Raw genomic sequence first — 11292 nt, 5'->3', positions numbered from 1 at the left:
CACAGCGTTAAACCGTTGCATGCACCGGGCCTGCGCCTGGCGGGTTTGCGCTCCACGAACGTTGGCTGGCGTGGCGGATTCGAAGCGGGTCACGCGACTTTTTGCGTGCCCCTCGACGAGCGCTCGATCCATGTTTTTGGTTCGTTGACATATGATGAGTGACGTCTTACAGTGATGTCAACAGCGCCAAATTATTTTTTGCCTGTCGGGTCTTGGGTGAGCAGAGTGAACGACTACAAGCAATTGTTTTTAAACGATTTATCGTGTCTATCCGCGCTGGACTGAGACCGGGCGCAAGCATTCTGGCGCAGCAGTGTTTGAGATGTAGGTTAGATGAGAAATTAAATTATTGGGGATTTTTCTAGGAGAGGTGGTGTGAAGATCCTGGTGCCAGTCAAGCGCGTAGTCGACTACAACGTGAAGGTCCGCGTGAAGTCGGACAACACGGGTGTGGACATCGCGAATGTGAAGATGTCGATGAACCCGTTCGACGAAATCGCGGTGGAAGAAGCGGTGCGCCTGAAGGAAGCCGGCGTGGCGACGGAAGTGATCGCGGTGTCGGCGGGCGTGGCGCAATGTCAGGAAACGCTGCGCACGGCGCTGGCGATCGGCGCGGATCGCGCGATCCTGATCGAGTCGAGCGAAGACCTGCAGCCGCTGGCGGTCGCGAAGCTGCTCAAGGCAGTGGTCGACAAAGAGCAGCCGCAGCTGGTGATCCTCGGCAAGCAAGCGATCGACGACGACAGCAACCAGACCGGCCAGATGCTCGCCGCGCTGGCGAGCCTGCCGCAAGCGACGTTCGCGTCGAAGGTTGTCGTCGCCGACGGTAAAGCGACGGTGACGCGTGAAGTGGACGGCGGCGCGGAAACGCTGTCGCTGAAGCTCCCCGCTGTGGTCACCACCGATCTGCGCCTGAACGAGCCGCGCTATGTGACGCTGCCGAACATCATGAAGGCGAAGAAGAAGCCGCTCGAAACGTTGAAGCCCGAAGACCTTGGGGTGGACGTCGCGTCGCGCCTGAAGACGCTGAAAGTCACGGAGCCGCCCAAGCGCAGCGCCGGCGTGATGGTGCCGGACGTGAAGACGCTGGTCGAGAAGCTGAAGACCGAAGCCAAGGTACTGTGAGACGGACGCGGAGACGATAGAGATGACGATTCTGGTAATTGCCGAACACGACGCCCCGAAGGAAGTCCCCCTGGGGGGCAACGCGTCGATCAAGGGCGCGACGCTGAACACGGTCGCGGCCGCACAGAAGATTGGCGGCGACATTCACCTGCTGGTGGTGGGCCACAACGCGCAAGCCGCAGCGGATGCCGCTTCGAAGATCGCGGGTGTCAGCAAAGTGCTGCTCGCCGACGCGCCGCAACTGGCCGAGGGCCTGGCGGAAAACGTCGAAGCGACGGTGCTGACGCTGGTGCAAGACCCGGCGAAGGACTACTCGCACATCCTGGCTCCTGCGACGGCTTACGGCAAGAACATCGCGCCGCGCGTGGCCGCGAAGCTCGACGTGGCGCAGATCAGCGAAATCACCGCAGTGGACAGCGCCGACACGTTCGAGCGTCCGATCTACGCGGGCAACGCGATCGCGACGGTGCAGTCGAGCGATCCGATCAAAGTGATCACGGTGCGCGCGACGGGTTTTGACGCGGTGGCGGCCGAAGGCGGCAGCGCAGCCGTCGAGAAGATCGAAGCCGCGGCCGACGCCGGCATTTCGCAGTTCGTGAACCGCGAAGTGACGAAGATGGACCGCCCCGAATTGACGAGCGCGCACATCGTGGTGTCGGGTGGCCGCGGCTTGGGCAGCGGCGAGAACTATACGAAGGTGCTCGAGCCGCTGGCGGACAAGCTGAACGCGGCGCTGGGCGCGTCGCGCGCGGCGGTCGACGCGGGCTATGTGCCGAACGATTACCAAGTGGGGCAAACGGGCAAGATCGTTGCGCCGCAGCTGTACGTGGCAGTCGGCATCTCGGGCGCGATTCAGCACCTGGCTGGCATGAAGGATTCGAAGGTGATCGTCGCGATCAACAAGGATCCGGAAGCGCCGATCTTCAGCGTGGCCGACTACGGCCTCGTTGGCGATCTGTTCGAGCTCGTGCCCGCTTTTGCCAACGAGGTATAGCCGCGTCGAATCGACAGCGCTTACCCAGTTTCAAACCGATCGAATCACCCACGCGGTCATTCGACCGCGAATCGTCATCGATGTCACGAAATGGAGAACGAAACAGAATGATCTCTACCACCGATCCACATATCAATCGAAAGCCCCGCAACATCTCCCAGGCGGAGTGGGACACGCGCGTTCAGCTCGCTGCCGCCTACCGGTTGGCCGCCAAATACGACCTCACGGACCTCATCTATACGCACATTTCGGCGCGCGTCCCAGGCAGGAGCGATCAGTTCCTGATCAATCCGCACGGCTGGTTCTTCGACGAGATCACGGCGTCGTCGCTCGTCAAGATCGACGTCGAGGGCAATCCGATCGGCGACGATCGATTCGAAGTCAACGCGGCCGGCTTCACGATTCATAGCGCGCTGCATCAGGCGCGGCACGACGTCGAATGCGTCGTGCATCTGCATACGACGCACGGCATGGCGGTCGCGGCGATGGAGTGCGGCCTGCTGCCGCTGAATCAGATCAGCATGCAGTTCTACAACCGCGTGGCCTACCACGACTACGAGGGCATCTCGCTCGATCTCGACGAGCGCGTGCGCATCGTCAAGTCGATCGGCGAGAAAGACTATCTGATCTTGCGCAATCACGGGTTGCTCACGACGGGCAGATCGGTCGCCGAGGCATTCACGCGCATGTTCTATCTGAACAAGGCCTGCGAGATCCAGGTGGCGACGTTGTCGGCAGGGCAGAAGGTCACGATTCCATCGCCCGAGGTTTGCGAGCATGCGGCGAAGCAGCACGACGACTACGCCTATTTGAGCACGACGCATCTGGATCGAGAGTGGACCGCGCTGTTGCGATTGCTTGATCGAGATGGCGCCGGCTATCGCGTTTGAACGCGGAGTGGCAGGCCGTCGAGGTCAGGAAAACCCCGAGCCAGGGCGTTATTTTGATTCGTTGACATATGACGACACACGTCATACTCTTGGTTTCAACCGATCGAGACATCGCTGAAACCGGAAGATCGTCGTCGTAAAGGAGGAGAGGGGGTCGTCTGTCGCGCCGACGATCCTCGAGCCCGGTGTTTTGAAGGAATAGAAAAATAAGTTAGTCATGCTATGTAAATGGGTAATTAGCCTAATCTCTGGAGGAAAGCAATGAAGACGCGTTTTGCTGTAACGACTGTTGCTGCGATTCCCGCAGTGCTCGCCGGTGTGATGGCGCTCGGTTCGTCGGCGTACGCCGCGGACGTCACGATCGGATTTGCCGCCCCCCTGACGGGTGCGTCGGCTCATTACGGCATCGACGTCAAGCGCGGCGCTGAAATGGCGATCGAAGACGCCAACGCCGACAAGATTGTGATCGCCGGACAACCGGTCCATTTCGCGCTCGATGCGGAGGATGACCAAGGCGATCCGCGTACCGGCACCCAGGTGGCCCAGAAGCTGGTCGACGCGCATGTCGCGGGCGTGGTGGGGCACTTCAACTCGGGCACGAGCATTCCGGCGTCGCGGATTTATAACAACGCGGGCATCCCGATGGTCTCGCCCACGGCGACCAATCCGACGCTCACATCGCAAGGTTTCGCCAACGTCTTCCGCGTGACCAATTCCGACGCGCAAATGGGCCAACTGGCAGGGCGTTCCGCTGTGGAGACTCTCAAAGGCAAGGTGATTGCCGTCATCGACGATCGCACCGCGTTCGGCCAGGGTATGGCCGACGAGTTCGTCAAGGGCGTCGAGAAGGCCGGTGGAAAGGTCGTGGACCGCGAATTTACGGCGGACAAGGCTGTGGACTTCAAGGCGCAACTGACTCACATCAAGTCATTCAATCCGGACGTCGTGTTCTGGGGCGGCCTGGACCAGCAAGCGGGCATGCTCGCCAAGCAGATGCGTCAGCTCGGCATGAAGGCCACGCTGCTCGGTGGTGGCAGCTTTGAGAACGATACGTTCCTTCAAGTGGCGGGATCGGACGCGGATGGGGCCATGTCCTGGGACTACGGCGTGCCGTTGTCGATGATGAAGGCCGGCGAGCAGTTCGATTCGAAAATGAAATCGAAATATGGGCAGGGCGTGGTCGCCTATGCACCGGCTGCCTACGATGCGACTTGGGTGCTGATTCACGCGATGCAGAAAGCCAACTCAACCGACCCGAAGGTGTACACGCCGTTCATCAAGTCCGTGTCGTTTGAAGGGATCTCCGGTGCAATTGCGTTCACGTCAAGCGGCGATCTGAAAGATCCCGCGGCAACGTTCTACAAGGTGACGGGGGGCAAGTGGGTGCCTGAGGCGATTGCGCACGGAGAGCAGGTCCAGGCACTGAAGAACTGAGGACTTGCACATCGCTTGCACAAAAGCGCCCTTCGTTGGTCAGGACTATTGACCGGGTACGCTTGAATAGGTACCCGGCCATTTCAACGAAGTCCGTGAAGTCTTCGCTTAATTGACGTAAGGAACGGGCAAGCCGTTTCGAATGACATACACGGTTGTTGGCGCGCCTTTAAGATTCCCATCGGCATCAAAGGAGTAAGTGCCGGCTATCCCCTTGTATTGTTCTTTCGCCAGCTGTGCGATCAGTTTGCTTTTGTCACTCGTCGTCGCTGCCTTCGTCATGGCGTCGGCCAACATTTTGACTCCATCGTAGTAGTTGACCGCATAAACTTGCATGTCTGTATGATAGGTGTCCTTGTACTTCTTAATGAATTTCCTACCTTCCTCAGTCTTGTCCAGGGCGGTCCCGCCTTGAGAACAGTAGACAATCGAGGCCGCCTCGCCTGCCACTTTTCCCATGTCGGCTGTACAGATGGCGTCTCCACCAAGTAACTTCGCTCTCAGACCGCGCTGCCGCATCTGTTTAACCATCGGCGCAGCTTGAGATGCGTAGCCGCCGAAGAAAATCACATCGGGATTCTTAGCTTTGATTGCCGTGAGGATGGCAAGGAAATCGGTTGCCTGGCCGTTGGTGAATTGCTTGTCGACAATTTCTAGGCCGTTTGCCTTGGCCGATTCCTCAAATTGCTCCGCGATTCCCTGCCCATACGCAGAACGGTCGTCGACGATGGCTACCGTTTTGGCTTTCAACTCCTTGGCTGCAAAGTCCCCCATCGTCCCACCAAGCTGGGCGTCGCTGGCACCAATCCGGAAAATGTTCTTAAAGCCTTGCTCTGTAATCGCTGGGTTTGATGCGACAGGCAGGAGAGGGACCCCCGCATTGTTGTAGACGCGAGACGCAGGAATAGCTACGCCTGAGTTATACGGCCCCAGGACAGCGACGACGTTGCGGTCAATGAGGTTCTGCGCGACCTGAACGCCGGTTTTGGGGTCCGCCTGATCATCTTGCGACTCCAACTTGAAAGTCACCTTCTTGCCTGCTATCAGCACCCCTTGTTTATTCAGTTCGTCGACAGCCATCCGCGCGCCATATTCATTGTCCTTGCCGTTTGCCGCTTGAGGCCCCGTTAGCGGGGCCGAATGTCCGATCACAACAACTTCCTGTGCCATTGCCGGCAGCGTTAGAGTGACCGCTGTATAGGCTGTCGCGCCAAGAATAATGAATTTATGCATGCTTTGTCTCCAAACAATAGGTCGGTTTTATAAATACCCTGCCGTCTGTGCTTCTCAGCTAAATAAAACGTCACCTGGCCGTCGGCATCGCGAACTCGCCGCTCTTTTCGATGCTCGCGGATCAGGTTCAATAAATCGCGTAGATCTTGCGAACGGGCTCCAGTACATCCCAGCGCCCCGTCCAACCGGGCGGCAAGATCACGAGATCTCCACCGACGATCTCGGTCACTTCACCCGTCGAGTCATCGGTGAGCCTGGCACGGCCAGAAATGATGTACGTAAATTCGGTATCGGGGCGGTTTATCACTGGCCAGCCTCCTGGCTGGCATTCCCATATCCCCAGATTGCCAACCGCCTCGGGCGCAACAGTCTTGACAGCAATTTGGGGATCGCCGCTATCGGCCCCGGCTCGCTGGCCTGCTGAGGCGAGTCGGGCCGAAGCAATATCGGCGGCTTTGATGATGGTGAACTTCGTCATGTATCACTCCTTTTTCAATGGGCACCCGTCAGCTTTTCGAGGACTCGTGCCGTACGCGACGGCTGGTTGGTTACACGTTCTTCAAGATCACTGAAGCCCGCCGCTGTGAGACCGCCATTGACGCCAATCCAGCGAAAAGGCTCCGGTTCCCACGCCGGTGAGCGATGGTTGACCACAGGCAACCGGTTGATCTCGTCATTGCGATCGAGAATCAGATTGCGCAAGATGCGGCCGGCCAGGTTACTCGTTGCGACGCCATCGCCGACGTAATTTCCCGCCCAGGCAATGCGGGCGTCTTTGTCCATGCTCACAGTCGGGCACCAGTCCCGCGACACGCCGAGCGCGCCGCCCCAGCGATGCGTGATGCGGGCATCGGCCAGGTCGGGGAAGAACTCAAGCATCGCGGCGTAGATGTTGGCGTGCACTTTGTCGACCAGGTCATCCTCCTGTGAAATTCGGGAGCCGAAGCGGTATGGAGCGCCGCGACCACCAAACACCAGTCGGCCTTCCGCCGTCACCTGTCCGTACACCCTCAGGTGGCGCATGTCATTGAACGCCAGGCGATGATCGAGCCTCAACCGCTGGCGAAGCGCCTGAGACAGGGGCTCTGTCGCCAGTACCAGGGAATACAGCGGGATGACAGAGCGGCTGTTCTCCGGCAACTGGCAGGAAAATGCCTCGGTTGCGCGCACCACCGTTGTTGCCTTGACGCCGCCATGCGCTGTAGTCACCTGCCCAGGCGCGATGTGGAGAGCGGCCGTCTTTTCGAAAATGCGCGCGCCCATTCCCTCCACAACGGCTGCCAGTCCACGCACCAGCTTGCCAGGATGGATCAGTGCGCAGTGCTCGGTGTAAAGGCCTCCCTGCACACGCTCGACGCCGATCCGCGCCGAAGCTTCCTTCGCATCGAGCGCGCGCCATTGATCCGGCAATCCAAAGCGAACCGACGCATCGACCGAGGCTTGAATTCGATCGAACTGGGGCTGGCTGCGTGCAAGGGAAAGAAAACCTTGCTTTGCATAGTCAGCATCGATGCCTTCAAGATCGAGCACGCGCCCAATTTCGTTCACGGTCTCGTTCATCGCGGTCTGCAAATGCAATGCCGCGGCGTGCGAATACATTTGCGCCACGCGTTCGAGCGAGATCGGAAATATCGCCGACGCCCACCCTCCATTGCGGCCCGAAGCGCCGAAGCCGACTGCTTCCCGCTCCAGCAGGACGACCTTTAGCGATGGCTGCGCCTTCAGCAGATAGTACGCAGTCCATAGCCCTGTATAACCTGCGCCGACGATCACGACATCGGCCCGTTCTTCGCAGTCCATCATGTCCCGCGCGCGCGAGGGTTCATGCCACAGCGGGCGGTTTGGAAGTTGCGTCAGTTCTTGTGCGGATGGCATCCGTCTCTCCTACTAATCCAGGTTCTTGTTCATGCAATTCGGGGGGGGCATTTCCCGCTGCACGATTACCGTGCACACGCGAGGCGTATGTTGATTCGTCGATGCCGACGTCACGTGCGATTTGCCGCCGATGGTGTCGCTGTCCGCATCTGCTTTCGCTTGCCCTTGACGCAGAACACCGGGTAGGAGGCCAGGATGACGATCAGTGCGATGATGCTTTGTAGAAGGCTGATCTGGGTCTTCGGATCCAGCGCCATGCTTACCAGTACGGCGACGATGGTGACAGTCACGAGGAGCGGCAGCCACGGATGGCCCCACATGCGCAGCTTCAGCACGCCGCGACGTTCCCATTCGCCTCTCAGCTTGAGTTGTGACAGGCAGATCATCAGATAGACGAACAGAAACACCGCACCCGACGAGTTGATCAGGAACAGGAAGACCGTGTCGGGCCAGAGCGCCGCGATCACCACACAGCCATATCCGACGAGTGTCGAAGCGATAACTCCCCAGGCGGGTACGCCACGGGTTTTCAGAGAGTGTTTCAGCCGCGGATCGAGCTCCGTCTGGATAGGCATCGTTTGTCTCCTGGAAACGAAATTTGTCTTTTGTGACCTCCATTAAAAGCAAAACGCGCAGGCCAGGCTATGCGCAAAATGTCGTCTTGAGGGACGGCTCTTATACAAATGTATGACTATCCATCTGATGATTTCAAAGGGGCGTCAGGCAACAGATTGGCTGCCTTTCCAGCCTGAAGGGCAAGCCACAACCGCGTGATTCCGTCGGTTGTGGTCGGTTTGACGCCGGTCAGCTGCTCGATTTGTTTCAGGCGGTAGACAAGGGTCTGGCGGTGTATCGCCAGGTCGAAGGCGGTGGATTTCCAGTTACCGTCGTTCTCGAGAAACGTCATAAGCGTCGAGAGCAGGGCGGTACCGTGGACGCGGTCGTACTCGATCACGGGACCGAGATAGCGGCCAACCAACGCGCTCGCCTCGGCAAGTGACCTCGGCATCGTGATGTAGCCGGTTTCGATTTCTCCGTAGCGCACGAGATCCTTGCCGACTTCGTGTGCCTGGGCAAGCGCCAGGCGCGCCTGGCGCACGCTCTCGCGAAAGCCGGCGGCCTCCGTGACGGGCCCGCTGATGCCGACCACGGTGCCCTCGCCCAAGCCGAACCGCAGGCATTGCAGCGTGTCGACGTGATCCTGAGCCAACGCGAGCAGTACGTCATCTTCGAGCAGCAAGGGTGTGCGGGTGTGCAAAGGCGGCGCATGGTGGATCTCGACTACGCTCCATGGGCCTTGCTTTCCGGGAGAGACTGCGAGCACGACGAGTGTGCCCGTCAACCCGCGGCGCTCCAGCATGGGGCGAAAGGAAAACTCGGCCTCGCCCTTTAACAGGCTGCGCAAGAGTGCCGCGCCTTCTTCTCGCAGGTCGTCGCGGTCGATCATCAGCCGCTCCAGCTCGATCTCGAGCAGGCCGAGAAGAGAGCGCACCAGCAGCGGATCCTGCATCGCTTCCGCGTCTCGACGGTGAATGATCAGGTCCGCTTTCGCCCGGCCACCGATAGCGATGCGTTCTACAAAGACCGGGTTGGTCTCGACAGAAGATGGCAAAGGACTCGAGGAAACGATGATCGAGCCGCTGCGAGCATCTTCGATTGCCAGCCCGAGTCGCAACCGATCTGATAGAACAGTCAGTCGTCCGGCCATGTCCGGCACTTCGCGCAGTGCGGTCGCATAAGTCTCGAACAGTTGTTCGCTGGCTCTGAAGCGGTCGCGCTGGGCTTGTAGCACACTCTCGATCACGTGCTTCGACAACTGCACGAATTCAAGCTCGAAGCTCCCTTCCAGTACCGGGAACATAAGACGGTCTGCCGCATCGAGCATCTCGCGTGACAGTTCCGGCGCATCGGCCTGGCGCGCGACGACTAAAGCACTTGCATTGCTACGCGCCAGCTTCTCCAGCCAGCCAATCTGGTCCGAAGCATTGCGCGGCACGCCTACACCCGTCGTCATGACCAGATTGCCGGCGGCAATCCATCTCCAGGGATCGGGAAGGTCAACGGCATGGGCCCAAGTGATGGTCCGCGTCAGTCCGGACAAGCCAGCAAGAGCCGTTAGTTTCAGGGATTGGGTATCGAGCAACTCCTGCACGGTAATCATCACTTGCACTTGATAGGTAGATAGAGAAGATGATCTGAACGCCTTCAAGAAACACTGTTCAACTACGGGCTGCCACGGGTCTACCGTGAAATCATGGCTTGTTAAGAATGCTTGTCGGGGAAGGTCCGCAAAAGTCCTGGCGCTGGCGCGAGTGTGGATTATCCTGCGAGCAGGATAATGCAAGGATTGGCGCGATGGACGCAACTCGGTCTTGGCTGGATCAGTCAAGAAGGTGCACCCGCTGCGATCGGGAGACGGCGCCGGTTGTCAGGAGAAGAAACGATCCGCCTCGATTGCAAGGTTGAACAAGGCGAGATCGCGGACAGCATGAGCGTTCTGAAGATAGATCCGGATGGCCCAAACGTCCTTGGGCCTCAGCGGCGGCTTCTGGCCGACCAACTTGCCTTTGTTCCACACCACGCGAGTTTCGGTCTCCATGACAGACTCCCTCAGGGATGATGGGAGTTCGATTGTGTTGCCACCCCCGACGGTCGCTTTTGGCGGACCTGACGGAGGCTCACTCGCGGCCAGGAAGAGTCACTCGCCGGCACAGGCGAACCGACAGTCGAGCGTCGGTTCCGCCCCAGTCAGCAGCCTTTCCATGCGCGATGAACAGGGAGCCGAGCGTCGTGACGCTGATCGTCTACCGCAACAAAAGCAAGCACGACATAGAGGATTGGAGCTGAAAGCGAGCGCTCTAGCGACCGTACTCCTCCCGAAGGCACACGTCGCCTTTCCGTTTGGCGACCGCCGCACTCTCGGCGGCATAGTCCTCGGAGAAGGCCCGCTGCGCGAAGCAGGGCGCCGATCTCGCGAGCAGTGCATCGACCTCCTCGAACTGTTTATCGAACACCCATGGCCGGCGTGCGAGAGTGCGGTCGTTGAGCCAGTAGGGACTCCAGTCTCGGGTCGTCTCAATAATCTCGCGCGCGAATTCCGGCCCGTACTCGAGCCCGCCCTCAATAACAACATCGATATACGACTCGACGAGCGGATACCTCGCGTCCGGCACCGGAAGCCCTTCGCCCGGTGCTTTGCCTTCGGCCTTCGGCACGTAGACCCAGACAGTCCCCTGCGCCGGCAGCGGCTGCCATGACACGGCCTCGATGAGCGCGCGCGGCACCTCGACGCGCACGTATCCCTTCTCGCGCTCGTCGAACGCGGACATGTCGTTGCCGACAACGGGATAGATCACTCCATTGATCGTCATCGGCGCTTCGCCCTTGAACGGACGCCGCAGGCCGAGCGCAGTGAACCCTGAGGGCGCGCGGTCGCTCCAGCTTCGCACGTAGCCGAACGCCGCTGAAACGCGCACCGGAATCGCCGCAACCGGCTTGCCGACCGTGGCGTCGCGCGATGACGTGTTGATGAGCGAGCCGTAGCCGAAAATGAACTGCGTCGGCTGAACGGGAAGACGCGTTCCCCAGAAGTCGGTGGTCTGCGCATGCGCCGCCAAGCCAATGAGCGCCAGCGCCACAACGAATCCTCGAATCTTCGTCAACGCTGACATTGTCAGACCTCCGTTCAATGCGTTGCCGCAAATGATCGCTTCAGCCGGGCCGCCCGGCAACTGCGCGCAG

At 59.6% G+C, this 11292-nt stretch carries 11 protein-coding genes; 4 read left to right on the top strand and 7 right to left on the bottom strand.

Annotated features, from left to right (window positions below; all coding sequences use genetic code 11):
• Positions 1-375: 375 nt before the first annotated feature.
• The 4 genes from FAZ95_RS35025 (at position 376) to FAZ95_RS35010 (ending at position 4443) form a co-directional block, all read left to right on the top strand.
• The gene (locus FAZ95_RS35025; RefSeq protein WP_137336958.1) at positions 376-1125 is read left to right on the top strand and encodes an electron transfer flavoprotein subunit beta/FixA family protein; all 750 of its coding nucleotides are present in this window, start codon (positions 376-378) and stop codon (positions 1123-1125) included.
• A gap of 22 nt (positions 1126-1147) precedes the next feature.
• Positions 1148-2119, top strand: coding sequence for an electron transfer flavoprotein subunit alpha/FixB family protein (locus tag FAZ95_RS35020; protein ID WP_137336957.1), 972 nt, complete (start codon positions 1148-1150; stop codon positions 2117-2119).
• A gap of 107 nt (positions 2120-2226) precedes the next feature.
• Complete coding sequence (locus FAZ95_RS35015) at positions 2227-3009, top strand: class II aldolase/adducin family protein (protein WP_137336956.1); 783 nt, start codon at positions 2227-2229, stop codon at positions 3007-3009.
• 321 nt (positions 3010-3330) lie between these two features.
• A complete protein-coding gene (locus FAZ95_RS35010) occupies positions 3331-4443 on the top strand; it encodes a branched-chain amino acid ABC transporter substrate-binding protein (protein WP_437437800.1) in 1113 nt (370 codons plus the stop codon).
• A 108-nt stretch (positions 4444-4551) separates the two neighbouring features.
• Here the strand turns inward: FAZ95_RS35010 and FAZ95_RS35005 are convergent, their stop codons facing one another.
• The 7 genes from FAZ95_RS35005 to FAZ95_RS34975 form a co-directional block, all read right to left on the bottom strand.
• Positions 4552-5676, bottom strand: a complete 1125-nt coding sequence (locus tag FAZ95_RS35005) for a branched-chain amino acid ABC transporter substrate-binding protein (protein ID WP_137336954.1) — start codon at positions 5674-5676, stop codon at positions 4552-4554.
• A gap of 127 nt (positions 5677-5803) precedes the next feature.
• Positions 5804-6154, bottom strand: a complete 351-nt coding sequence (locus tag FAZ95_RS35000) for a cupin domain-containing protein (protein ID WP_137336953.1) — start codon at positions 6152-6154, stop codon at positions 5804-5806.
• Positions 6155-6168: 14 nt separating this feature from the next.
• Complete coding sequence (locus FAZ95_RS34995) at positions 6169-7551, bottom strand: NAD(P)/FAD-dependent oxidoreductase (RefSeq protein ID WP_137336952.1); 1383 nt, start codon at positions 7549-7551, stop codon at positions 6169-6171.
• A 110-nt stretch (positions 7552-7661) separates the two neighbouring features.
• Positions 7662-8126, bottom strand: coding sequence for an amino acid permease (locus FAZ95_RS34990; protein ID WP_137336951.1), 465 nt, complete (start codon positions 8124-8126; stop codon positions 7662-7664).
• Positions 8127-8242: 116 nt separating this feature from the next.
• Positions 8243-9760 (bottom strand): PucR family transcriptional regulator, encoded by a 1518-nt coding sequence (locus FAZ95_RS34985; RefSeq protein WP_254700113.1) that lies wholly within the window; start codon positions 9758-9760, stop codon positions 8243-8245.
• Between the two features lie 219 nt (positions 9761-9979).
• Entirely contained in the window at positions 9980-10150 is a 171-nt protein-coding gene (locus FAZ95_RS34980) for a hypothetical protein (RefSeq protein ID WP_437437762.1), read from the bottom strand.
• 259 nt (positions 10151-10409) lie between these two features.
• The gene (locus FAZ95_RS34975; RefSeq protein WP_137336950.1) at positions 10410-11222 is read right to left on the bottom strand and encodes a gamma-glutamylcyclotransferase family protein; all 813 of its coding nucleotides are present in this window, start codon (positions 11220-11222) and stop codon (positions 10410-10412) included.
• Positions 11223-11292: the final 70 nt, after the last annotated feature.

It is taken from the genome of Trinickia violacea (genome assembly GCF_005280735.1).
Classification (GTDB): domain Bacteria; phylum Pseudomonadota; class Gammaproteobacteria; order Burkholderiales; family Burkholderiaceae; genus Trinickia_A; species Trinickia_A violacea.
The sequence above is the reverse complement of the archived record's forward strand: the minus strand, read 5'-3'. Positions and strand labels throughout refer to the sequence as shown.

Bases quoted from the DNA above. Each gene is read 5' to 3' on its own strand.
- FAZ95_RS35020 (WP_137336957.1), top strand. From the start codon at position 1,148: ATGACGATTCTGGTAATTGCCGAACACGACGCCCCGAAGGAAGTCCCC.
- FAZ95_RS35015 (WP_137336956.1), top strand. From the start codon at position 2,227: ATGATCTCTACCACCGATCCACATATCAATCGAAAGCCCCGCAACATC.
- FAZ95_RS35010 (WP_437437800.1), top strand. From the start codon at position 3,331: ATGGCGCTCGGTTCGTCGGCGTACGCCGCGGACGTCACGATCGGATTT.
- FAZ95_RS35005 (WP_137336954.1), bottom strand. From the start codon at position 5,676: ATGCATAAATTCATTATTCTTGGCGCGACAGCCTATACAGCGGTCACT.
- FAZ95_RS35000 (WP_137336953.1), bottom strand. From the start codon at position 6,154: ATGACGAAGTTCACCATCATCAAAGCCGCCGATATTGCTTCGGCCCGA.
- FAZ95_RS34995 (WP_137336952.1), bottom strand. From the start codon at position 7,551: ATGCCATCCGCACAAGAACTGACGCAACTTCCAAACCGCCCGCTGTGG.
- FAZ95_RS34990 (WP_137336951.1), bottom strand. From the start codon at position 8,126: ATGCCTATCCAGACGGAGCTCGATCCGCGGCTGAAACACTCTCTGAAA.
- FAZ95_RS34980 (WP_437437762.1), bottom strand. From the start codon at position 10,150: ATGGAGACCGAAACTCGCGTGGTGTGGAACAAAGGCAAGTTGGTCGGC.
- FAZ95_RS34975 (WP_137336950.1), bottom strand. From the start codon at position 11,222: ATGTCAGCGTTGACGAAGATTCGAGGATTCGTTGTGGCGCTGGCGCTC.